The 24,491-nt window shown below is 53.6% G+C and carries 12 protein-coding genes and 1 tRNA gene; 9 read left to right on the plus strand and 4 right to left on the minus strand.

The genetic code is table 11. The annotated features are described in order from the left end of the window. Positions 1-135 precede the first annotated feature (135 nt). The gene (gene lnt / locus NDA02_RS08950; RefSeq protein WP_190791803.1) at positions 136-1,797 is read left to right on the plus strand and encodes an apolipoprotein N-acyltransferase; all 1,662 of its coding nucleotides are present in this window, start codon (positions 136-138) and stop codon (positions 1,795-1,797) included. Here lnt and NDA02_RS08955 read toward each other — a convergent pair. Then, entirely contained in the window at positions 1,794-3,860 is a 2,067-nt protein-coding gene (locus NDA02_RS08955) for an N-acetylmuramoyl-L-alanine amidase (RefSeq protein WP_190791804.1), read from the minus strand. The two genes, lnt and NDA02_RS08955, sit on opposite strands and share 4 nt — an antisense overlap. An 810-nt stretch (positions 3,861-4,670) precedes the next feature. Between NDA02_RS08955 and acsF the strand changes: the two genes are divergently transcribed. The 4 genes from acsF to NDA02_RS08975 all read left to right on the plus strand — a co-directional run bounded on the left by acsF (position 4,671) and on the right by NDA02_RS08975 (position 17,171). Next, a complete protein-coding gene (gene acsF, locus NDA02_RS08960; RefSeq protein ID WP_190791805.1) occupies positions 4,671-5,747 on the plus strand; it encodes a magnesium-protoporphyrin IX monomethyl ester (oxidative) cyclase in 1,077 nt (358 codons plus the stop codon). Positions 5,748-5,868: 121 nt separating this feature from the next. Then, positions 5,869-5,945 (plus strand) — tRNA-Met (locus NDA02_RS08965). Positions 5,946-6,165: 220 nt separating this feature from the next. Then, positions 6,166-15,303: a type I polyketide synthase gene (locus tag NDA02_RS08970; protein WP_190791806.1), complete on the plus strand. Its 9,138-nt coding sequence runs from the start codon at positions 6,166-6,168 to the stop codon at positions 15,301-15,303. Between the two features lie 20 nt (positions 15,304-15,323). After that, entirely contained in the window at positions 15,324-17,171 is a 1,848-nt protein-coding gene (locus NDA02_RS08975; RefSeq protein WP_190791807.1) for a polyketide synthase, read from the plus strand. 75 nt (positions 17,172-17,246) lie between these two features. On the opposite strand, the gene NDA02_RS08980 is transcribed toward NDA02_RS08975, so the two are convergent. After that, complete coding sequence (locus tag NDA02_RS08980) at positions 17,247-18,206, minus strand: methyltransferase domain-containing protein (RefSeq protein ID WP_190791808.1); 960 nt, start codon at positions 18,204-18,206, stop codon at positions 17,247-17,249. Between the two features lie 218 nt (positions 18,207-18,424). On the opposite strand from NDA02_RS08980, the gene NDA02_RS08985 reads away from it, so the two are divergent. After that, on the plus strand, positions 18,425-18,742 hold the full coding sequence (locus tag NDA02_RS08985; RefSeq protein WP_190791809.1) for a hypothetical protein: 318 nt from the start codon (positions 18,425-18,427) through the stop codon (positions 18,740-18,742). A 15-nt stretch (positions 18,743-18,757) separates the two neighbouring features. Here the strand turns inward: NDA02_RS08985 and NDA02_RS08990 are convergent, their stop codons facing one another. Further along, the gene (locus NDA02_RS08990) at positions 18,758-19,405 is read right to left on the minus strand and encodes a metalloregulator ArsR/SmtB family transcription factor (RefSeq protein WP_190791810.1); all 648 of its coding nucleotides are present in this window, start codon (positions 19,403-19,405) and stop codon (positions 18,758-18,760) included. 362 nt (positions 19,406-19,767) lie between these two features. On the opposite strand from NDA02_RS08990, the gene NDA02_RS08995 reads away from it, so the two are divergent. The 3 genes from NDA02_RS08995 to NDA02_RS09005 are packed head-to-tail and all read left to right on the plus strand — an operon-like array spanning position 19,768 to position 24,088. After that, a complete protein-coding gene (locus NDA02_RS08995) occupies positions 19,768-20,658 on the plus strand; it encodes an alpha/beta hydrolase (RefSeq protein WP_348254820.1) in 891 nt (296 codons plus the stop codon). Between the two features lie 23 nt (positions 20,659-20,681). After that, a complete protein-coding gene (locus NDA02_RS09000; RefSeq protein WP_348254822.1) occupies positions 20,682-22,472 on the plus strand; it encodes a glycosyltransferase family 39 protein in 1,791 nt (596 codons plus the stop codon). Further along, complete coding sequence (locus tag NDA02_RS09005) at positions 22,469-24,088, plus strand: glycosyltransferase family 39 protein (RefSeq protein ID WP_348254824.1); 1,620 nt, start codon at positions 22,469-22,471, stop codon at positions 24,086-24,088. Before NDA02_RS09000 ends, NDA02_RS09005 begins: the two co-directional genes overlap by 4 nt. On the opposite strand, the gene NDA02_RS09010 is transcribed toward NDA02_RS09005, so the two are convergent. Continuing rightward, positions 24,073-24,285, minus strand: a complete 213-nt coding sequence (locus NDA02_RS09010) for a hypothetical protein (protein WP_348246938.1) — start codon at positions 24,283-24,285, stop codon at positions 24,073-24,075. The genes NDA02_RS09005 and NDA02_RS09010 overlap by 16 nt on opposite strands. Between the last annotated feature and the right edge of the window lie 206 nt (positions 24,286-24,491).

Consider the following 24,491-nt stretch of genomic DNA (forward strand, 5'->3'; position numbering starts at 1 on the left):
AAAATCTAATCTTGAAAATTAATCCTGAGATACTGAACTTCCCTCAACCTTAGCCACTCTGCACCCCTCCACTCCCCCAAATCCCCAAAATCGTTCTAAATAATAAAGGAGCTTCCCAAACGACCTACTTTACCTATGCCGCTACCCGATCGCCCCGAAGGGGAAACTGCTTCGCATCGTTACCCTGCTGTTTTACCGATTTACCGGGCTATTTTGGATTCCAAGCTGCCGCCTCATTTGCTGCTCTGGATCGCCCTCTGTGCGGGCATTGTAATGGGATTAGCACCTGCGCCTGCAAATGCCTGGTTTCTTGCCTGGATTGCGATCGTTCCTTTGTGGGTTTTGGTCGTGCGATCGCAGCCGGAATCGAGCCAAATCGCGGCTAGAAACCACTTTCCCACCTTTAACTTTTTGCTGGGAGCTGCCTGGGGGGTGGGCTACAACGGCACGGCATTGTTTTGGATTAAGGATTTGCATCCGCTTACCTGGATGGGCATTCCCTGGCTTGCCAGTATCACGATTGCGATCGCCTGCTGGCTGATAATTATCCTTTGGGGTGGGCTGCTGGTGGGCATCTGGGCGGGGAGCCTGGCGTGGATTAATCGGCGGGGGCGACTGGCTCCGGTCAGCCGTGTTGTGGTGGGCACTGCACTGTGGTGCATTCTGGAAACGGTGTGGAGCTGGAGCCCACTGGAATGGACGTTTTTGTCTTATACGCAGAGTCCGCATGATCGGTGGATTTTGCATTTGGGGCAGCTTGCAGGACCGATGCTGGTGGCAGGGGCGATCGTTGCCTTTAACGGATTTTTGGCAGAAGGGTGGATGGCAAGAGACGGAGGGCGAGGGCGACTGGCACGATCGCTTTGGGGGCTGGGTTTGGTCTGGCTGATTGGGCTACATGGGGTTGGGTTTGGTCTGGCGAGCCGATCGCTGGCAACGCCCCCAGAAGCAGCACTGTCGATTGGGATTGTGCAGGGAAATGTGCCGACGCGGATCAAGCTGTTTGAAGCGGGAATTCGCCTTTCGATTGATAATTACACCAGAGGCTATGAAATGCTGGTAGGCCAAGGGGTGCAGGCAGTTTTAACGCCTGAGGGAACCTTTCCCTGGCTCTGGCTCAGTCGTCCGCTGCAAAATCCGTTTTATCGGGCACTGCTCGATCGCCGCATTCCTGCCTGGGTGGGCACGGTCGGGTTAAACCAGGGCAATTTGACCCAATCACTGGTGACGATCGCAGGCGACGGAGAAGTCTTGAGCCGCTATGACAAAGTGAAGCTTGTGCCGCTGGGCGAGTATGTGCCGTTTGCCGAGACGATCGGGCAATTCATCGGGCGGCTATCGCCGGTTGAGGCATCGCTTACGCCCGGTCACGGCGAGCAGCAAGTGAAAACGCCTTTTGGACAGGCGATCGTTGGGATTTGCTTTGATTCTGCGTTTTCCTATATTTTCCGTAATCAGGCGCGATCGGGCGGCGAGTTTATTCTAACGGCTTCCAACAACGATCCCTACGGGCCGGCAATGATGGCACAGCACCACGCTCAGGATGTCATGCGAGCCATCGAAACCGATCGCTGGGCAGTGCGGGCAACCAATACCGGATTTTCGGGCATTGTCGATCCACACGGCAAAACGGAATGGCTGTCTGAATTTCGCCTGTATCAAACTCACGCCCACACGATTTATCGCCGCCAAACTCAAACGCTCTACGTCCGCTGGGGAGACTGGTTTACGCCGCTGGTGAGTTTATTGGCGATCGGCTTGTTGGTCAAAGACGCGGCGAAATCTAACCCGATTTAGCGACTGGCAGCGGTTCTAAGATACTGCAAAATGCCTCTCGCGATCGCCGTTGCCATCTGGTTTTGCCAGTTGGGGTTGGCAAGACGGGGGGCATCTTGGCTGCCGGTGACAAAGCCAATTTCGACCAGAACCGCAGGCATCGAAGTTCTTCGCAGCACATAAAAGCGAGCCTGCCGCACGCCGCGATCGTTCATGCCCAGGTCGCTCATAATACTGTGGTGAATCGTGTCTGCCAGTCCTGCACCGCTGGAATAGTAATAGGTTTCAACACCGTTCACCTCTGGGCGATCCATGCTGATTGAGTTAGCGTGAATGCTGACAAAGAGCGCGGCGTTCACCTGCTCGGCAATATCCACACGCGGCTGCAAATCAATTTCGCGATCGTCGCTACGAGTCATCACTGCCTGAATGCCCTGCTGCTCTAGCAAGCGTGCCACCTGCTGAGACACATTCAGCACAATATCGGCTTCGCGAATGTTGCCAATTCCAACTGCGCCCACGTCTACTCCCCCGTGTCCCGGATCGATCGCCACCACCAGTCGTCCATTGCCAGGGCGAGGTAACGGCTGGATTGAATTCGATTGCGGCGGTAGGGATCGGAATGAGGGAGGGTTTCCAGACAAAGCCGCAGCAGAAGGACTCGCAGCCGATCGCGCTGGGGTTCCTTGGAGGGGCGATCGCTCCATTTCTAGTGATAGAAGCTGCGGACTGACCAGATTCAGGGAACCAAACCGCACTCCCGTTGCAGGCTGCAAGGAAATCACGACTGTATCCGCATCTTCCTGCCGCAGCCGCACCCGAATTAAAGGACTGTTTGCCGTTAGCCGTGGTCCTGTAATTCGCTCTGCTAACCGTGCCGGAGACAGCACAATTTGATACGTGCCGTCTTGCCAGCGAGTCGTAGGTGCCACAGGGCGATCGGACTCGATCAAAAGCTGGTTATTCACCGGATTGAGTTCCACGCCTTCGATCGTCACCGTGCCATTCGATGCAGAAACCCTCGTTCCCTGAGCCGTCAATGGAGTCGGATTCGGCTGAGCCGCGATCGATCGACCCGATGAATTCTGAGCCGCATTGGCTCGTTCTGAATTGGCTCGTTCTGCACTAATTCGCTCTGCGGTTCCCCCCACGGACGATCGATTGGCTTGACGTGAAGTTGTCCGGTCAGACGCAGACGGATTGCGAGCGGTGCGGGCAGTCGAGCTGTTTCCAGTGGGCAGCATCACAATTCCACCCAAATTGCTCACCGTTGCCTGCCAGTCCTGACTGCTAGGGTCAACCTCCAGGCGAATTCGCACGGTTGGGCGACGATTGGAAGAACGATCGCTCACCTGCTCAAACTGCACCCGCTCCACGCCAAATCGATCGATCGACACTTCCTGCTGGGTCAATTCTGGCGAAAGCACTGCATTTTCAACCGTCAGAACCACCGATCGCCGATCGCGGCTACGCTCAACTTCGACCTGGGGCACCCCGCTCCTGAAGCGCACAAACAACCCGTCTGACGTTGCCTGAATGCCTGCAATTTGGGCTAGCGTGGGGTCAATTCCCTCCACGGAAGGAGTGCTTTGCATCGCATCAGGCGGATTGGCAACTGGATTGGCAATTGGATTGGTAACTGAAGCAGCGGGAGGAGCCTCACGAGAAACTGCGACCGATTCGGGCATCGGCTGAGGAAGCTGAACCGTCCACTGCGTTGGCGAAAGTCCGCGAAACCGAATTTGCTGCGGGTCGATCGTATAACCAGGAGCCAGTTCAAGAACAATGCGCGTCGTCTGACCGTCAAACTGCTCGATGCGAATCTGCCGAATATTGCCGCTGAAATCACGATCGATCGGAGCCTGCTCCATCTCGATATCTGGTAGATCAATCACCAGACGAGTCGGATTGGTTACAAGCTGGGCGCGGGGCTGTACGGGTTCACGGGTTCTAAACTCAAGCTGATTTTGCCCTGGGTCAAACCGCCAGGATGTCACTCCCGTTGCCAGAGCCGGAGCGACGACACTGGGAGAAATGACACAAAAAACGCTAACGGCACTGGGGAGCCACCACTGAATCTTCAAAGCTGCTTTTCCTTACAATTCCTTACAGTGCGATTGATACAGTGCGATCGATGTTTGGCTGTCAAATCTTCAGGTGTGATGCTGTCTGGGTCAGTCGAGAGCCTGTTTACTAGATCTGGTTCACTAGATCCTCTGTTACATCGCTGTTACATCACGAATGAACAGAGAATACAGGTCAGGCAAACGGATAAACGAAATCGAAATGAGCGAAATCAGTGTAGCCTAACGCTGCTGTATTGCAACTTCAATCGGAAGCCCGTTATGAACTGAAATCAGGCAATTCGACCAAAGACTGCTCTTATTTCGAGGCGATCGTCCCAAATTCGCGAGTTTGCTCAATTGCTCAGGCAGTTTGATGCTAGGTCTTGCGCCTAAAATAGCAATTCAACGAACAGAGACGCTAAATCTGCGACACCCAATATTAAGCCAATTCCTGCAAAGGTCAAGGCTTGTCTCAGAAAGATTTAGGAAGATTGCTGACAATTCTGTGCGCTGTCGCAATCGCCCGTCATTCAAGCACTGACCCTTTTGTTTCCACTTCCCCACCCCTGTCACAATTCCCCATCCTCTGTTGCAACTCTTAACGTTGCCGCTCGTTGTAGAGCCTGATCCCTTGATAGACTAAGGGACGTAAAAGATTTTGACTGATTTTGCAATCCGTCTTTTACAGGACTTGCCATCGCCGCAAGACTTTCATTCGTTAAAAGTCCACCCGTTAAAGTCAGCAGCCTTCCTCTGGGTTTGCTTAGGTTTGATTCGCTTAAGTAACTGGGGTTTGGGCATCATACTGAAGCAAGAGAAAAGGAACACATGGTAGATTCGCTGAAAAAACCTGAAATTGCAGAGCTGCGACCTGGAGTTAAGGTTCCGGCAAAAGACACCATCCTCACCCCCCGGTTTTACACCACCGACTTTGACGAGATGGCAACAATGGACATCTCGCCGAACGAGGATGAGCTGCGGGCAATCTTAGAAGAGTTCCGCACCGACTATAATCGCCATCACTTCGTTCGCAACGAAGAATTCCAGCAGTCCTGGGATCACCTCGACGGCGAAACTCGTGCTCTGTTTGTCGAGTTCCTGGAGCGATCCTGCACGGCTGAGTTTTCTGGATTTCTGCTCTACAAAGAGTTGTCCCGCAAGCTGAAAGACAGAAACCCGCTGCTGGCAGAGTGCTTTTTGCTGATGTCTCGCGACGAGGCACGCCATGCCGGATTCCTCAACAAGGCAATGTCCGACTTTGGGCTTCAGCTCGACTTGGGCTTCCTCACCGAAAGCAAGAGCTACACCTTCTTCAAGCCCAAGTTCATCTTTTACGCCACTTATCTCTCAGAGAAGATCGGTTACTGGCGTTACATCACCATCTTCCGCCATCTGGAGCAACACCCCGAACACCGGATTTATCCGATCTTCAAGTTCTTCGAGAACTGGTGTCAGGATGAAAACCGCCACGGCGACTTCTTTGACGCGATCATGAAGTCTCAGCCCAGCATCCTCAACGACTGGAAAGCTCGCCTCTGGTCGCGGTTCTTCTTGCTGTCAGTGTTTGCCACGATGTTTCTGAACGACATTCAGCGATCGAGCTTCTATGCTTCGCTGGGTTTGAATGCACGCGACTACGACATCCATGTGATCCAGAAAACGAACGAAACCGCAGGACGGGTCTTTCCCCTAATCCTGAACGTGGATCACCCCGACTTTTTCAAACTGCTGGATGAAGCCGCTGCTGCTAACCTGAAGCTGATGGAAGCAGGCAAAGGCAATGCCCCCGGCGTGGTGAAACTGCTGAAGAAAGTGCCCCACGTTGCCAAGATTGGCGTAAATTTGTTGCGCCTGTATTTGATGAAGCCGATCGACACGGCTCGTCTGGAAGGCTCGGTTCGCTAGTTTGACCTCACCCCTCAACTCGGCGGTTCTGCTCAGGCGGAGCCGCTTTTTTCATGCGATCTCAAAATTTCTACTCAACCTTGTCACAATTGCCAATTCCTTGCTATATTAGATGAGTCGACGCGGGGTAGAGCAGCCTGGTAGCTCGTCGGGCTCATAACCCGAAGGTCAGTGGTTCAAATCCGCTCCCCGCCACCAATTAGGAAAACCCTAGATTCTAAGGAGTCTGGGGTTTTGACCTTTTAAAGGAACTGAGTAGAAGCTGAAAAAAGACAGCGCAAACCTTGCTCTGCAGAATTCCCACAATCGAGCGAGGAACAACGTAGCCGTAGCCCATGCTGTACTAACATGGCTTCAATTCGATCGCAGCATGATGCAGAATAGGCTCTTAGCAGATCTGGTGTGAGTGAGGATGAGCATGGATCGCCCAACCCAGTTTGGACATCCCAGCGGGGATATGGCTTTGCGCCAATTGATGATCCCTTTATCCTGTAGTGACGGGGAGCCGCTGCCTGCCGATCTCGATTACTCCAAAGGGGAAATTGCTTCGCATCGCCTCCAGTTGCCCGATCTGCTGCTGCGAGCGAGTGAAACGGAAAAGGGTGTGCTTTATGTGCTGCCCGATCAGAGTTGTCAGTTTGTGTCTTATGCCGAATTGCTGACTCAGGCACAGCGAGTTCTTGCCGGACTGCGATCGATCGGACTCCAGCCCCAAGATCCAGTGGTTTTGCAAATTAGCGATCGGCTCGACTTCTTGCCGTGCTTTTGGGGCTGTCTGCTGGGGGGATTTGTGCCCGTGCCGATCGCGGTTGCGCCGAACTATCGTGCTGATCACAGTAAGGCGATCGCGCTACTGGAGGCGTTGCGGTGGTTTGTGCGTCCGGTGGTGATTGCGAATGGGGAATTGCAGGAAGCGATCGGGGATTTTCTTAACGATCAGGAATTTGCCCCCCACCCCTTTACCAGGAGGAAACTTCCGAACCAGCAGGAGGATTTATCCTTTGCTCAAAGTGCTTTATCTGCTCAAAGTGCTTTATCTGCTCAAAGTGCCTCACCGATAGAGAATTCAGGCAGCAGTACAGCAAAGTCCGTTTCACCAGAGATTTTGCTGGCTGAGGAGCTGCAGCAGTTTGAACCCGATCGCCAGATTCATTACAGTGCACCAGACGAGCTGGCTCTAATTTTGCTGACTTCTGGCAGTACGGGCATTCCTAAAGGAGTGACCCTGAGCGGACGCAATCTGCTCGCCAGTGTGTATGGCATGGCAACCGTGAACCGACTGACGGCAACAGAGACCACGCTGAACTGGATGCCGATCGAACACGTTGCCAGTCTGGTGATGTTTCATCTGACCGAGGTGTATTTGGGCTGTTCGCAAATTCACGTCGCGAATGAGCTAATTTTGCAGGAACCGCTTCGCTGGCTAGATTTGATCGAGGCGCATCGTGTCACAGCAACCTGGTCGCCTAATTTTGGCTATGGGCTGGTAATCGATCGTCTGCAAGCAGGAACCTCAGCAAAAACCTGGGATTTGTCCTCAATTCGCTGGATGGGCAACGGCGCAGAGGCAGTCGTCGGCAAAACGACCCGCCACTTTCTAGCGCTGCTGGAACCCCATGGGTTAAGCGGAACGGCGGTCAGTCCGGGGTATGGAATGTCGGAAACTTGCTCTGGCATTGTCCATTCCGATCGCTTTTCGTGCCAAACCACGTCGGACGAGGACACTTATATCGAGCTGGGCAAACCGATTCCCGGCGTATCGCTGCGAGTTGTGGATGAGGCAAATCAGCTTGTTCCCGAAGGAACGATCGGTCAGCTTCAGGTGCGCGGAGTGACAGTGACGGCTGGCTATTACCAGCGACCTGATCTGAATGCGGAAGTTTTTACGCCGGATGGCTGGTTTAACACGGGCGATCTGGGCTTTTTGCAATCCGGTCGCTTAACGATTACGGGTCGCCAGAAAGAAGTGATTATCATCAACGGTGCAAACTACGCTAATCACGAAATTGAGGCGATCGTAGAGGCACTAGACGGAATAGCGGTGTCCTTCACGGCGGCTTGTGCAGTGCGGCGATTACCCGCTGGCGAAACTGGGAAGCAATCCAGCGATTCGACCGAGCAACTCGCGATTTTCTTTTGTCCAGAGACAGGGTGTGACAATCTGGCTGCTGTGATGCCGTTGATCAAGACAATTCAGCGGCGAGTGGGAGAGGCGATCGGCATCAGTCCCCGATTTGTCATTCCGGTAGAGCAGAAGGAGATTCCCAAAACGGCGATCGGCAAAATTCAGCGATCGGTGCTGAGTGGAAGATTTGGAACGGGGGAGTTTGATGGAATTATCAGGCAAATCAACGAATTGTGGGGACAGCAGGCAATCGATCGACCGCAGACGGAGCGACAACAGCAGATTGTTTCGATCTGGCAGGACGTTTTAGCACTGGAACGGGTGGGAATTCGCGATAACTTCTTTGAACTGGGCGGCAACTCGCTGCGGCTCATGCAGGTGCTTGCCCGACTGCAAACGGAATTCGATTGTCCTGATCTGCATACTGTAAGCCTGTTTCAGCATCCGACGATCGAATCTTTGGCGCAATTTTTAAGCGACTTGAGCAACACCAGGGAAAATCCAACGGTTAATTCCAGCCTTCAGCAGGCACAGCAGCGACAGCAAACCCGCCGATCGTCTCTGATTTCGTCTGAGGTTGCCGTGATTGGAATGGCTTGTCGGTTTCCGGGGGCGGAGTCGATCGATCAGTTCTGGCGCAATTTGTGTGACGGAGTGGAGTCGATCGCCTTTTTTAGCGATGAAGAAATCTTGGCTTCGGGGATTGATCCAACGCTGCTCCAGAATCCTGCCTATGTCAAAGCAAGTCCAATTTTGAAGGATGTTGATCGCTTCGACGCAGAATTTTTTGGCTACAGCCCCAGAGAAGCAGAACTAATCGATCCACAGCAGCGGCTGTTGCTGGAGTGTGCTTGGGAAGGTCTAGAAGATGCAGGCTATGACCCGTTTTCTTATCCCGGATCGATCGCGCTTTATGCGGGTGCGTCAATGAATACTTACCTGCTAAATCATGTTTATCCAAACCGCGATCGGCTAGATGCCCACGAAAATATGCAGGTGTTTAACCTGAGTTCGATGGGCGGATTTCAGGTGACGATTGCCAACGATAAAGACTATTTGACCACGCGCACGTCTTACAAGCTGAATCTCACAGGCGCGAGTGTGAACGTGCAAACTGCTTGCTCGACTTCGCTGGTGGCGATTCATTTGGCAGCGCAAAGTTTGCGATCGGGCGAATGTGAGATTGCGTTGGCGGGTGGGGTTTCGGTGCATACGCCGCAGCAGGTGGGGCATCTGTATCAGGAAGGGCTAATTTTGTCGCCGGATGGTCACTGTCGCGCTTTTGATGCAAAGGCACAAGGCACGATTTTTGGCAGCGGAGCGGGGGTGGTGGTGTTAAAGCGGCTGGACCAGGCGATCGAAGCGGGCGATCGAATTTATGCGGTCATTAAAGGTTCGGCGATCGGCAATGATGGCAGTCAAAAAGTGGGCTATCTAGCTCCTCGCGCCGAGGGTCAAGCAACGGTTGCCGCAGAAGCTCTGGCAATGGCAGATGTCCCCGCAGACACGATCGGCTATGTCGAGGCTCATGGAACCGGAACCTCGTTAGGCGACCCAATCGAAGTTGCCGGACTAACCCAGGCGTTTCGCCTCAGCACTCAGCAGCAGCAGTTTTGCGCGATCGGCTCCGTCAAGACGAATGTGGGACACTTAAACGTTGCGTCGGGCGTGGTGGGATTTATCAAAGCAGTGCTATCGGTGCATCATCGCCAGATTCCGCCGAGCCTGCATTTTGAAGCTCCAAATCCGCAAATTGATTTCGATCGCAGTCCGTTTTACGTCAACACGCGCCTGTTGGACTGGCAGGAAGCGGGGCATCCACGACGGGCAGGGGTGAACTCGCTGGGAATCGGCGGCACCAATGCCCACGTCATTCTTGAAGAAGCTCCGACGATCGCGGCTGTGACGCAGGCGGATGATTCCTCCCTATTGGGAAATGCGGCATTGGGAAATGCGGCGGATCGTCCTGATCATTTGCTGACGCTATCTGCCAAAAGCGAATCTGCTCTGAACGATTTGCTTGACCGCTATGAAAGGTTTCTCAAGCAATGTTTGCATTTGGGGGGCAATGCAGAAGCGCTCACCTGCCTCAAACAACCCAATCGCTTTCTCGCCGATCTTTGCTTCACCACTAACGTCGGACGATCGCACTTTGAGCATCGACTCGCATTCGTATCCAACTCAATTCCGCATCTCCTCGAACAGATTGCCCAGCGTCCCCGCTCCATTCGTTCTGGCATTTCTTCGCCCATCGCATTTCTCTTCACCGGACAGGGTTCGCAGTATTCCGGGATGGGTCGGCAGCTTTATGAAACGGAACCCGTGTTTCGGGAAACGATCGATCGGTGTGAGGCAATCTTACAAGGAGAAATCGATCGACCGCTGCGGCAGTTGCTCTTTGCCGAAGATGCTGCCGAACTTTTGAATCAAACTCTCTATACCCAGCCTGCCATTTTTACGATCGACTATGCTCTAGCGCAGCTCTGGATGTCTTGGGGCGTTGAGCCAGATATCGTCATGGGGCACAGCATCGGTGAATATGTGGCGGCTTGTGTGGCGGGGGTATTCAGCCTGGAGGATGGCTTAAAGCTGGTGGCGGCGCGGGGTCGGCTGATGCAGGTGTTACCGCCAGGGGGCATGGTGGCAATCAGAAGCGATGAGGCAACGGTGCGATCGTTCCTTGCTGATTTTGAGGGTGAGACTGACCCGGAAACGGTGACGATCGCTGCCATCAATAGCGATCAAAATATCGTTGTGTCTGGAAAAATTCCATCGCTGCAAACTCTGGTCGATCGCCTCACCGATCGCGGCATTAAAACGACCTGGCTCAATGTCTCCCATGCGTTTCATTCGCCCCTGCTGGAACCACTGCGATTCGCGCAAAGCGCAACTCCGAACGAACCGAACTTTGAGCAAATTGCGCGCCAAGTCAGCTATTCCACACCGCAGCGCCAGCTGATTTCTAACCTGACCGGGGATTTTATCGCTGACGAAATCGCCTCCCCAGACTACTGGAGTCGCCATCTGGTGCAGCCTGTTTTATTTGCTGCCGGAATGAAGACCCTGATTCGATCGGGTTGTGCAATTTTCCTGGAATGTGGAGCGCATCCGGTGCTGCTAGGGATGGGACGTGAACAGTTTCCCGATGACCCCTTAGGGGGAACAGCTTCGCATCGCCGCATTTGGCTGCCAAGTTTGAGACGCGATTTGCCCAGAGAAACAACCAGAGCGATAACCAGAGGGAAAACGGCTTCGCATCGCTCGAATACCGAAACGCTGCTGCAAAGCCTGGGCGAACTTTATCAGCAGGGTATCCCTGTAGATTGGCAGGCGTTCCACCAAGGCTTTTCTCGTCATCGGATGTCTCTGCCGACCTATCCGTTTCAGCGACAACGCTGCTGGATCGATCCGCCTGGGCAATTTCCCCTTCAGGAAGCGGCGAAGCGATCGGCTCAGCCTGTTCTCACTGCTTCCGAAAGTCATCCTCTGTTAGGAAACCGTGTTTCTACGCCGCTTAAAATTGCGCTGTTTCAGTCGCTTCTCTGCGAACATTCGCCGGACTTCCTCACCGATCATCGCCTTGAGGATCGCCCCATTTTGCCGGGAACTGCCTTTGTGGAAATGGCTCTGGCGATCGCTGTGCAACAGTTGAAAACCGAGACGATTTCGCTGAGCCAGATCGAGTTTCAGCAGCCGCTCATTTTGTCATCCACACCGCAAACGGTTCAGACGATCGCCACCCCAATTCCTCTGTCCAACCGCAGCGAGGTAATTGGTTCCGGGATTCGCATTGAAATTTACAGTCAACAGCCCGATCATCAGCAGCCCGATTACCAGCAAGATTCTGGCTGGACACTTCACTGCACAGGACAGGCGCAGGTTTGCGATCGTCCGATTCTACCCAGCGCAAGCCTGGCACAAATCCGGCAGCGTCTTTCTGAGCGGCGATTCGCTGAAACCCACTATCAAAGCTTTGAAGCCGCAGGCATTCGATATGGGGCAAGCTTCCGGGGGGTTGCACAGCTCTGGCGCAAAGACGGTGAAGCGTTAGGGCAAATTTCATCCTGTGATGCTCAGCCCTATCAGATTCATCCTGCCCAGCTTGATGCCTGCATTCAAGTTGCAGCGGCAGCCCTGCCCGCTCGTCTGCAAGGCGTGACTTATTTGCCTGTGGCGATCGAGTCTTTCAGCCTGCTTCAGCGTCCGGCGGGAACGGTTTGGAGCCATGTGCAGCTACGCTCTTGGGCGGACAATTCGACTCACATTACGGCTGATTTATCGCTGTACAGTGACTCTGGTGAATGCCTTGCCCACATCGAAGGACTGACCCTTCAGCGAATTCAACCTTCATCCGATCGGGTGCGATCGTTCTCCTGGCAGGACTGGCTGTATGAGATTGATTGGCAACCTGTTCCCCTGGTTTCTTCACAGGAGGCAATGACTCCAGCAGGGAAAATGCTTTGCAGCGATCGAGGTTACTGGCTGATTGTGGGCGAAGCAAATGATTCGATCGACGCTTTGACTGGGCTGCTCGAAACCCAGCAACAACCCTGGGCAAGGCTTGATCCGGCTGATTTATCCTCTCTAAAGGAGTGGGCTTCGTTTGAAGGTTCTGAAAGCTCCCTAAATTCCTTACACCGAGGGGACTTTGAAAGTCAGAATAATCGGCAAGATTCTCCCCAGAATGAGGGGGCTAGCGGGGCAAACCTGCGCGGGGTTATCTTCTTTGCGGATGCCGTGACCCCTGAACTTTTAACTCTCGACTCCCTGGAAGAGTTTGTTTCTGAGCAGTGCAGCCGTTTGTTGGCGATCGTTCAGTCTATAACTCATCTGAACCCGCCACCGCAGCTCTGGATTGTGACGCGAGGCGTTTGTCAGCCGTCGATCTTGCTGGAGGCAACCGGACAGGCTCCGCTGTGGGGCATGGCGCGATCGATTCGGCTAGAGCATCCCGAACTGAACTGCATCACGATCGATCTAGAAAACCTTTCGGGCGCAGAAGCCGCAAGTCTGCTCTGGGCAGAGTTCGTCAGCCAGGACGGGGAAAACCAGATTGCCTATCGCAATCAAACCCGTTATGCAGCGCGGCTTGTACGACATTCTGTTGTAAAACATTTCACGGAGAAGTTGCCTGACGTTGCTCAATCGCTCCGCCTCGAAATTCTCAATCGCGGCACGCTGGATCAGCTTGTTTGGCAGCCGATCGATCGCCGTCCTCCCCAACCCGGCGAAGTCGAGATTCGCGTCTGGGCAACGGGGCTAAATTTTCGGGATGTGATGAACGTGCTGGGGCTGTATCCGGGCGAAGCGGGTTTGCTGGGCCTGGAGTGTGCCGGGGAAGTGGTCGCTGTCGGCCAGGGTGTGACCTCGGTTCAAGTGGGCGATCGGGTGGTGGCACTGGCGACGGGCAGCTTTAGCGAATGGGTCACGGTTGATGCGCGGCGAGTGGTTCCCCTGCCCTCTGATCTAGACTTTGCCGCAGCCGCTACGATTCCGATCGCCTTTTTGACTGCCTGGTATGGCTTGCATCACCTTGCCCAGATCAAACCCGGAGAACGGGTGCTCATTCACTCGGCAGCAGGTGGAGTCGGTCTGGCCGCAGTCCAGATCGCGCAGCAGGCAGGGGCAGAACTCTGGGCAACCGCAGCTCCGGCGAAGTGGGACTTTTTGCGATCGATTGGCGTTGAACACGTCTTGAGCGATCGATCGACTGAATTTGCCGCAGCCATCCAGGCTCAAACTGGGGGACAAGGAATGGATATTATCCTCAATTCCCTGTCCGGCGAATTTATCCCGGCAAATCTGTCAATTTTGCGTCGGAGCGGTCGCCTGATCGAAATCGGCAAGCAGGGCATCTGGTCAACCGAACAGGTTGCTCAGGTTCGTTCTGATGTGGCATATCACATCATGGATCTAATGCAGACCACCCAGGAACAGCCACAAACAATTCAGGCCCTGCTGAGCCAGCTTTTGCAGCAGTTTCATTCGCGCGGGCTGCAGCCCCTGCCGCACAAAGTGTTCGATCGGAGTCAGTCGATCGCAGCCTTTCGCTGGATGCAGCAGGCAAAGCACATCGGCAAAATCGTCATTGCCCACCCTGAACCTGCTCCCGTTTCACATCCAGTCTCACAGCCTTTCACCGTCAAACCCAGCGGCACTTATTTGATTACAGGCGGCCTCGGCGCACTTGGACTGCACGTTGCCCAATGGCTTATCGATCGCGGCGCAACCTCCCTTCTCCTGATCGGACGCAGCAAACCCACCCCCGAAACCCAAACCAAACTCGATCATTTCCAGGCTCAGGGAATCCAGATCACGATCGCCCAACTCGACATCACGGATCAACAATCCCTCCAAACCCTTCTCACTCCCTACCTCCACCCACCCACTCGCCTCCCTTCCCCTCCGCCCCTGCTCGGCATCTTCCACGCTGCAGGCGTCCTTAATGACGGCATTCTCCAGCACCAGACCGCCGATCGCTTCCAGTCCGTCCTATCCCCCAAAGTTCGGGGAGCCTTAAATCTGCACGAGCTAACGCAGCATCACCCGATCGACTGCTTTGTGATGTTTTCCTCAGCGGCTTCGCTTCTGGGATCAGGCGGACAGTCCAGCTACGCAGCAGCAAACGGTTTTATGGATGCGCTGGCTCAGGTTAGACGATCGCTTGGCTTACCCGGACTCAGCATTCACTGGGCAGCGTGGGAATCCACAGGAATGGCAGCCCGTTCTAGAACGGCTCAGGCTGAGGGAAGAGAGACGATGCAAAGCGCTTTCCCCGTTGGGGTAATCTCCCCCGAAATCGGACTCATTATCCTGGAAACCCTCTTGAACCAATCATCCGTGCAGGTCGGCGTTTTGCCGATCGATTGGGCAAATTGGAATCCGCCTGCGGCACTCAAGCCCCTCGTCGCACCATGCTCTGCTCAAGCCTCTCCTCCTTCCTCCCCTTCTTCACGTCCTCATCCCCCCACTGTTTTCAAGGACGCTGAAGACTTTTATCAAACTCTGGTCAATGCCCCGTCAGACGATCGCCCTCACCTCATCACCCATCATGTAAAAGCCCACATCGCAAAAATCTTGGGCGTTCATGCAGAGACGCTGACCGATCTGCATCAGGGATTCTCCGAAATGGGCATGGATTCTTTGACGATCGTAGAGCTGAGAAATCGGCTGCAAACTAGTCTGGGAAAACCGTTGTCGGTCGCGCTGCTGTATGATTATCCGACAATCACCACACTGACCGATCATCTGCTGCAATGGCTATTTGGGACGGCGATAGAACAAAGTTCCTTTCCTGAAGGAAGGGAAACTCCAGCAATGCAAAGTACTTCCCCGAGTGGGGGAATCGATCTGCCGTCCGAGATTGAGTCCCTTTCGGATGCAGAAGCCGAAGCCTTACTGCTGCAAACCCTGGAACAGCTTAACTTATAGGAATGCACAGCCCGATCGCAATGACAGAAAAAGCAACCGAAACCCGAACGCCAACTCAGCGTGCCCTCCTCGCAATTCAGCAGCTTCAGGCAAAACTTGACGCCCTAGAGCAGGCACAGCACGAACCGATCGCCATTATCGGCATGGGCTGTCGCTTTCCCAGTGCAGATACGCCTGAGGATTTCTGGAAACTGCTTCGCAGCTGCACCGATGCCATTACCCCGGTTCCAGATGATCGCTGGCAAACTGATGATCTTTACAGCACTGACCCGCAGGCTCCCGGTAAGCTCTACACCCGTGAAGGCGGCTTTGTGCCCCACCCGTACGACTTTGACGCGCCCTTCTTTCGGATTGCCCCCCGCGAAGCGATCAGCCTCGACCCGCAGCAGCGGCTTTTGCTCGAAGTGGGCTGGGAGGCACTGGAATCCGCCGGACTGTCAGCCGATCATCTGATTGGAACTCAGGGCGGCGTGTTTGTCGGCATTTGCAGCATTGACTATTGGCAGCAGTTGCTCAGCCGCGATCGGGCTCAGATCGACGCTTATCTCACCACCGGCAATACCCATAGCACCGCATCCGGGCGGCTTGCCTATTTGCTGGGCTGGACAGGACCGAGTTTATCGATCGATACAGCCTGCGCTTCGTCACTCACGGCGGTTCATCTCGCCTGTCAAAGTTTGCGGCAGGGGGAATGTTCGGTGGCATTGGCAGGCGGCGTCAATCGGATTCTTACCCCCGAAACCAACATCAATTTTTCTAAGGCGCGAATGCTTTCCCCCGACGATCGCTGTAAAAGTTTCGACGCGGCAGCAAACGGCTTTGTGCGGGCAGAAGGCTGCGGCTTGATTGTGCTAAAACGCTACCGGGATGCAGTAGCAGCGGGCGATCGCATTGATGCCGTAATTTTAGGATCAGCCACCAACCACGACGGGCGCACCAGCGGCTTAACCGTTCCCAGCAGCATTGCCCAGCAGGCAGCCATTCGTCAGGCGTTAAGCAATAGCCGGATTCCGCCCGAGCAGGTCAGTTACCTTGAAGCCCACGGAACCGGAACGGCGATCGGAGATCCCATCGAAGTGAATGCGATCGCGGAAGTTTTTGGGCAGGATCGATCGGCTCCACTCTGGCTCGGCTCGGTCAAAACGAATATTGGACACCTGGAAGCTGCCGCCGGAATTGCCGGACTTATCAAAACCGTGCTGGCACTTCAGCATGGAGAAATTCCGCCCAATCTGCATTTCCAAACCCCCAATCCCCACATCGACTGGCAACGGCTCCCGGTGAAAGTGCCGATCGATCCCGTTTCCTGGACAAGGCAAGACCAGCCCCTCAATCAGCCCAGAACCGCCGGAATCAGTGCCTTTGGGTTTAACGGCAGCAATGCCCATATTGTGATCGCAGACCCACCCGTGAGCGATCGCCCTCAGCCTGCCCCGGTTCCAACCCAACATCTGTTTACCCTCTCTGCCCGCAGCGAAACTGCCCTGCATCAGCTAGTCGATCGCTACATCGTTCACCTGAGCCATCATCCTGAACAATCGATCGCCGACCTTTGCTTTACTGCCTACACCGGACGATCGCATTTTGCTCACCGGATAGCCGTGGTGATGACTTCAAGTTCTGACCTTCAGGCAAAACTGACGGCATGGCGATCGGGTCAATCTGTAATGGGTTTCTTCCAGAGCAGTGCGGCGAGCCAAAACAATTTAATCGAGAAAGGCGGGGAAGCGATCGTGCAGGAGCTAACCGGATTCGCTCAGCAGTATGTTCAGGGAGAAACGATCGACTGGGAGCAAATTGATCCAGTTCGGCGACAGAAGGTGGTTTTGCCTTTTTATGCCTTTCAGCGTCAGCGATATCAAGGATAGGGCATTGCTCGCGAATCGGCAAACCTGAGCTGGCTGGGTTGAACGGGTTTCCGGCTTCTGGGGCTGTCCGTTCGATTACCCTAACGGGGGAACTGCTTCGGATCGCACTGCCCGAAACATCCCAAAACGGCAAAGACCTGTACCAAAGGCAAGCCGCATCAGCAGCAGTGTTGGCACTTCTCGCAGCGATTTAATCAAGCCCGATGGACCAAACCGCACCAGTCCTGCCGGTCGAGCAATACCCTGCCAGATCGAATCCAGCCAGGAAGGAAGGGTAGGTTCTGTCCAGTTGGCAGTGACGACTTCGCCTTCAACTAACCTGGTTGCTTGCAAAAGTTCAGCAAAGCCTTCAATGCTGGAGAATGCCGGGTGCGACCACTGATCCAGGAGTTGGCGCATCACGGGTCTTTCCCAGAAATTAAGCGGCTTCTGGCGATCGTCTCGCTGGTTCCAATCTGCCATAACCATGATGCCTCCCGGCTTGACAACCCGCATGAGTTCTTTGGCGAAAATGGCTTTGTCAGGCATATGGGGTCCGGCTTCGATCGACCAAACCACATCAAAACGGGCATCGGGAAACGACAGTGCCATTGCATCATCCACCTGAAACTGCACATTTAAATCGGCGGGCGTGAGCTCCTGAGCACGTTTCACCTGCTGAGGGCTGATGGTCACTCCGGTGACAGCAAACCCGTAGTCTCGCGCCAAAATGCGGCTGCTGCCGCCAATGCCACAACCCACATCTAGCACCGTTGTGCCCGCAGGCAACCGATCTAAGCCGCCCCAGCGCACCATTTCATGCACAAAGTCTGCTTTTGCCTCCAGAAAATCCTTGCGTTTTGGCGGCGAACCGTAATGTCCCAGGTGAATATGCTCGCCCCAGTAGAACTCTAGAATGCCGTCTTCAGTCCATTCATCGTAGGAATGAGCGACCGAATCAGCAGATTGATAGCGGCGAGCCGTTAGGAGATAAACCCCTATCCCCAGGATCAGCAGGAACAGGACAATTCCGATCGCCGCAAAAAACAAACTCATTGAGATCAAGCCTTCATTTTTGTGACATTTTCTTAACAATTTTATTGTATTGCGGGATTGCAGGTTGAAGGGGGGTTAGGGCTGGCGATTGGGCGATGTGAAGCAGTTCTCCCGATGGGGTAATCGGCTTGTGGAACGTGCTACGCCAAGCCCTGAACACTCCGGGTTCGCGGCATGATGGAAGGTGCATGAAAATCTGAAATCCATTCCCAAGCCCCATGACTCACTTTTCTGCTCCAGACTCCGAACTGCAATTAACGATCCAAGACAGCTTACAGGCGATCGCCACCGACTTGGGACAGCCGATCGACGAAGCCGAAGCGCAGCAGCTTTATCAAGATGCTTTGGGACTGCTAGATCACATTGCCTGGGAACCGATTACGCTGGCACGCCTGGCAGGCACGCTGCTGGTTTATCAGTCGCAGGAGATTGAGCCAGAAGAGTTGACGTGGTTTCGATCGCAGGTGAAGCAGTGCCAGGACGATGAAGAGATCGAGGAGCTGATTGAGTCACTGCACCGCGTTGATTCGTTATAGGGGGCTTCAGAAAGTCTATTCTGCGGACGAGATACGATAGGCACAGCGACGATCGCCGGCAATCAGATGCTCAACTCGCTCAATTTTCACGTCTGATCCCAGCAGTGCCGAAAAAACCTGTAGCTCTGAAGCACAAATCTGGCTGCATGTCCGGGCTGCCGAGTGAATTGCACAGTGATTTTCGATTAGCAGCACTGCGTCTTCCGCTTCCTGCACAACTTCTGCCATATAGCCTTCCTGGGCACGAAGTTGAGCGATCGTCTTCACTTGCGCCTGCCAGCCATCTTCGGGAAGCTGTGCCTGATAGTTGTCGATTTGCTGTTGGGTGCGTTTGGCAAGCAAAGCGTCCAGTCCGTCCTGACCAAAAAGCTGCTCAACGCCCTGCAGAACATTCACCAGCAGTTCGGCATGATTATCGGGAAAGCGTTTTGCTGCCTTTTCGGTGAGCTGCCACTGCTTGATCGGGCGACCAACCGGACGGCGTTCTTCTTGATAAGTAACCAGGTTATCTGCCTGCAATGTCTGGAGGTGTTGCCGAATTGCCATTGCAGACACCTGAAGCTGAGCGGCTAAAACGGCGGCAGTTTGCGGTCCATGCAGCTTGAGCAAATGCAGAATTTGATTTTTGGCTTTGAGTTTGTCGCTTTCCAGTAGCTCAGTCATTGTCTTTTCCCCCTAACTCCCTGAAAAATGCGCCTTGCGCTGTTTCTGCATCCTGGACTTCTGCATCCTGGACTTCTTCACCCCGTATCCTGCGATCGCTTCGCTGTTCTCTCTTCGAGGTAATCGACTCCATCCTACTTTCAGAATGCCCTAACCGAAAAGTCTCTAGCAAAAGCGATGAATTTATTGCCCGCGAATCTCGGTTGGGGGTGGAACGTTAATTTAGGGAATGCTGCCCTGCCTGCTTAGCGTTATTCTAAATTCCGATCGCCAGCGTGCTTCTACAATTGAACGACTGCAAATGACTGCAAATGACTGCAAACGACTATTAATGAACAATTAAACGATTGATGGACGATCGCATGGTGCTCCTGAAATTCCTGTCGCTGCTGCGCTCTTTAGGGCTGGTGATTTTGCTGCTGTATGCCGGGTTCTGTCTGGCTTTGTATTTTGGGCAAACTCGGCTAATTTTCTTTCCACCCCGATCGCTTGATGCCACTCCTGCGACCGTGAACCTGGCTTATGAAACCGTCGAGTTACCGATCGAGAATGCGATTAGCGCAGAGCGAAACCCTAAAGGAACCGTTACCGGGTGGTGGATTCCGGCAAGGCAGCCAAATGCGCCTGTGTTGCTTTATTTTCACGGAAATGGCAGCAATATTGGTGATTTGGTGAATCGGGCGGCACAGTTTCATCAGATGGGGTCAGCGGTGCTGCTGATCGACTATCGCGGCTATGGGGCGAGTACAGGCGGGTTTCCCTCGGAGGCAAGCGTTTATGAAGATGCGATCGCTAGCTGGAACTATCTCACTCAAACACGCCAGATTTCGCCCGATCGCATTTTCTTGTTTGGACAATCAATCGGGGGCGCGGTGGCGATCGATCTGGCAAGCCGTCAGTCGACGCTGGGGGGAATCATTGTTGAAAGTACGTTTTCGTCGATGCGACAAATGGCAGATGTAGGAGGCTATTCACGTTTTTTGCCGGTCGACTGGCTGCTGACGCAATCCTTTGATTCACTCACGAAAGTTCGATCGCTTCGGTCTCCAATTTTGCTGATTCACGGCACTGCTGATCGCACCGTTCCCACCGTTATGAGCCAGAGCCTTTACGAGGCTGCCCCTCAGCCCAAGCAGCTATTGCTGATTCCTGGCGCAACGCACAACGATGTCTCACGGGTCGGCGATCGAATTTACTGGCAAGCGATTCAGCAATTTATCCAGAAATATGCGCGTCCACAGCAGGCGCAATAACCTGATAAAGTACCTCCTCAGGAGTGGGTGTCAAAGTTCGCGATCGAGCAAGGGTTATGGGCGATGCAAAGCAGTTTCCTGCCGGGGACGATCGGTTGCAGCAGAAAAAGAAACAACAAGGAATTTGGATTGCAGAAGCAATGCGAAGCAGTTCCCCCTTTGGGGTAATCGGGCTGCTCGTTGTGCTGATACTCGGCGTTTCTTTTCGGTGGGCAAACCTGGAAGCCAAAGTGTACTGGGTGGATGAAGTTGCCACTTCGATTCGCATTGCCGGAACCACCAAAGCACTGCTCACCCAGCAGCTTGCCACCGGACAACTGCTTACCGTGCAGCACCTCCTGGATGTCCAACAGCTTCATCCTGCCCTTCCCTGGTCTGCCACCCTTGCCGCTCTTTACCATAGCCCTGAACACGCTCCTCTGTACTTCCTCCTCGCCCGGTTCTGGCTTCAGCTGACCGGCAATGGCATCGCTCAGATTCGATCGCTCTCGGTGTTGTTCAGTCTGCTGTCTCTGCCGGCGCTGTTCTGGCTGTGCGAAGAGCTGTTTCATTCGCGTCGCACGAGTTGGATCGGAGTGATGCTGCTGTCGGTGTCGCCGTTTTTTGTGGCGTATGCTCAGGAAGCGCGTCCCTATAGCTTGTGGAGTTTGACGCTGCTCTTAATGGGAGCGACGTTACTAAGGGCAGTGCGAACGCAACAGCGTAAAGATTGGCTGCTGTATGCTGTCGCTGCTGCGATCGGACTTTATACATCGCTGCTGTCGCTGCTGGTGTTGGGCGGACAGGGAATTTATGTCGCACTGAGACGGCAACAAGACTCAGGAATTTTGCAGCAATGGATCAGGGCTGCGGGTGTTGCAGTGCTGCTGTTTAGCCCCTGGATAATTGTGATTTTGCAGCAGTGGACAATGCTTCAAGACAATACCACCTGGGCACGAATTCCTTTGTCACCGATTGCAATGCTGGCAATCTGGCTTTATAGCGTTGTGGTTCTCTTTTTTGATTTGCCTGTGTCGGTGTCGCTGAGTGTTGAAACGATCGCCAAAGCATTCACTGCACTATTTATTTTGGCGTTGATTGGGATTGCACTTAATTCGCTTCGCAGATCATCAAAATCGACCCGGCTATTTTTGCTGACTTTTGCGCTGCCGATTCCGATCGTCCTGTTGTTCATTGATTTGATTTCGCAGGGGCAGGCTTCGGCAACGCCGCGCTATCTTTTGCCGCTTCAGCTTGTGGTTTTGTTTGTGATGAGTCATTGGCTGAACGGTTCCTTTCAGGGTTGGAAAAAAAATCACGCTGGAATTGTTGTCAATCGATCGCGACGTTCTCTCAAGCCGTTCATCTTTATCTTGCTGATTGGATTCTGTTTGATGTCTTGCATATCGAATCTGAATCGGATTCCAGATTATCAAAAGGCGCATAATCGGTTTAATCTGCCGATCTCTGCCATTATCAATCAGGCGAATCGTCCATTCATCCTGAGTGAGGCGGCGAATACAATGAATTTGCTGTCACTCAGTCACAGTTTGCGACCAGCCACACTGCAAATCTTTCCTTCCATTGATTCAGATATTTCGCTCAATTTCTGTAACACTAATTTTTTGTTTAATCCCACCCCAGGTTTGGTCGATCGCCTGAGCAATAACACACCATTCACGCTAAAGGAAATCTATCAACCGGAACTGCTGACCCCGGAAGATATTCACTTATCGCTGTGGCAGCTCCAAAACAAACAGGTTCAAAACAAACAGGTTCAAAACGGGCAAACTCAGCAGAACGGCAGTGGGTGTGAGCAGGGAACGGCACAATGAATCCGAACGTGAATTGGAAATTGAATCGATTGTGGATTTGGCTACTTGCCCTTCCCGTGCTGCTGGGCATCTTTTTTCGGTTCATTCATCTGGAAGCCAAAGTGTACTGGGTGGATGAAGTTGCCACCTCGATTCGCATTGCCGGAACCACCAAAGCACTGCTCACCCAGCAGCTTGCCACCGGACAACTGCTTACCGTGCAGCACCTCCTGGATGTCCAACAGCTTCATCCTGCCCTTCCCTGGTCTGCCACCCTTGCCGCTCTTTACCACAGCCCTGAACACGCTCCTCTGTACTTCCTCTTCGCTCGGTTCTGGCTGCAGCTGACCGGCAATGGCATTGCTCAGATTCGATCGCTCTCGGTGTTGTTCAGTCTGCTGTCTCTGCCGGCGCTGTTCTGGCTGTGCGAAGAGCTGTTTCATTCGCGTCGCACGAGTTGGATTGGGGTGATGCTGCTGTCGGTGTCGCCGTTTTTTGTAGCATATGCTCAGGAAGCGCGTCCCTACAGCTTGTGGAGTTTGACGCTGCTCTTGATGGGAGCGACGTTACTAAGGGCAGTGCGAACGCAACAGCGTCAAGATTGGCTGCTGTATGCTGTCGCTGCTGCGATCGGACTTTATACATCGCTGCTGTCGCTGCTGGTGTTGGGGGGACAGGGAATTTATGTTTCCCTCTGCTGGGGCAAGCAACGACTTTGGTGGATTAGAGCGGCGATCGGGGCAGTGCTGCTATTTTCTCCCTGGATCGGGGTGATCCTTTCCCAGTTGACCACCCTACACGACAACACTACCTGGACGCGGCTGCCGTTGGGACTGCTGCCAATGCTCGCAACCTGGATTTATACGCTGGCAGTGCTATTTTTTGATGTTCCTGTCGTGCTCAATCCACCGATTGTAGGAATGGCCCAGGTAACGATCGCTGCTATCCTCGTAGGGCTAATGGGCTTTGCGCTACGAGAGCTAATTCAAAAAACGCCTCGAGAAGTCTGGCTGTTTGTCGTGGTCTTTTGGGCTGCCCTTCCCGTTCCTCTCATTGTGTTTGATTTATTCGCAAACGGGCGGCTTTCGACGGCTCCGCGCTATATGATGCCCGTGCTTCTGGGCGTTCTGCTAACGATCGCCTTTTTCCTGTCCGATCGCATTCCTGACTTATTCAAGCATCCGTTCCGACAGCGATTCTGGTCGGGTGTTTTAGTGGGGTTAATTGCGATCAGCATTTGTTCATGTTTGTTTCAGCTTCAGCAGCCCTCCCGCTATCACAAAACGCGCAGTCTCAGCAATCCAGCGATCGCAGCAGTGATCAACCAGGCAAATGCGCCCCTCTTGCTGGCAGAAGCGTCCCAAGTGATGGATCTGCTATCGATCAGCCATTTGCTCAAGCCCGAAGTTCAGATACGAATCGCGCCTGCTGAGACCGTCTTAAACTGGGCAAATTCCTGTCAAACCACGTTTTTGTTTAACCCGTCTGCGCCCTTAAAGCAACTTTTTCAGCAGCAGGGCATTCTGCTCAGGAATCGCTACCAGCCTCAGCCGCTTGTGCCAACTGAAATGAGTCTTTCCCTCTGGCAAGTTCAGCCCGCCAAAGCGAATCAACGCTGCGCCTATCCGCTGATCTGATTGAGCGAACGGTAAGACACGATCGCCGCAACCGCTAGCAAAAGCTGAACTTGCCAGGGAGCAGAAACAAGCGTGATCACCAGTGCCAAAAGAGCGATCGAGAGGCAGCCAACAGCAACTTCAGGAAAGCTGTGAACTACCCGGTCGGACAGAAGCGCGGCTCCGACGGTAATACAGAGAGCAGTGAAAAATAGCATAGCTCAATCAATCAGGTGAGGTTAAGCTGAAAGTTGTAGAGATAACAACAGCACAGACTGAATCAAAACCGAAATAGATAGATTTATTAATGTAATGTAATACATGATTTTTTGTAAAGCAGTCTTCCTCCAGAGCGGTGGCTCATCAGGGTGATTTGCGATAAGCAGGACAAGCACAAAGCAAGTACGGTAGAGTAAGCTCGATC

Origin of the sequence: Leptolyngbya sp. ST-U4 (assembly GCF_039962215.1) — a bacterium.
Taxonomy (GTDB): Bacteria; Cyanobacteriota; Cyanobacteriia; order Elainellales; family Elainellaceae; genus Leptolyngbya_A.

Excerpts from the sequence above, each read along its gene's own strand:
- lnt (WP_190791803.1), top strand. The coding sequence starts at position 136 with ATGCCGCTACCCGATCGCCCCGAAGGGGAAACTGCTTCGCATCGTTAC.
- acsF (WP_190791805.1), top strand. The coding sequence starts at position 4,671 with ATGGTAGATTCGCTGAAAAAACCTGAAATTGCAGAGCTGCGACCTGGA.
- NDA02_RS08970 (WP_190791806.1), top strand. The coding sequence starts at position 6,166 with ATGGATCGCCCAACCCAGTTTGGACATCCCAGCGGGGATATGGCTTTG.
- NDA02_RS08975 (WP_190791807.1), top strand. The coding sequence starts at position 15,324 with ATGACAGAAAAAGCAACCGAAACCCGAACGCCAACTCAGCGTGCCCTC.
- NDA02_RS08980 (WP_190791808.1), bottom strand. The coding sequence starts at position 18,206 with ATGAGTTTGTTTTTTGCGGCGATCGGAATTGTCCTGTTCCTGCTGATC.
- NDA02_RS08985 (WP_190791809.1), top strand. The coding sequence starts at position 18,425 with ATGACTCACTTTTCTGCTCCAGACTCCGAACTGCAATTAACGATCCAA.
- NDA02_RS08990 (WP_190791810.1), bottom strand. The coding sequence starts at position 19,405 with ATGACTGAGCTACTGGAAAGCGACAAACTCAAAGCCAAAAATCAAATT.
- NDA02_RS08995 (WP_348254820.1), top strand. The coding sequence starts at position 19,768 with ATGGTGCTCCTGAAATTCCTGTCGCTGCTGCGCTCTTTAGGGCTGGTG.
- NDA02_RS09005 (WP_348254824.1), top strand. The coding sequence starts at position 22,469 with ATGAATCCGAACGTGAATTGGAAATTGAATCGATTGTGGATTTGGCTA.
- NDA02_RS09010 (WP_348246938.1), bottom strand. The coding sequence starts at position 24,285 with ATGCTATTTTTCACTGCTCTCTGTATTACCGTCGGAGCCGCGCTTCTG.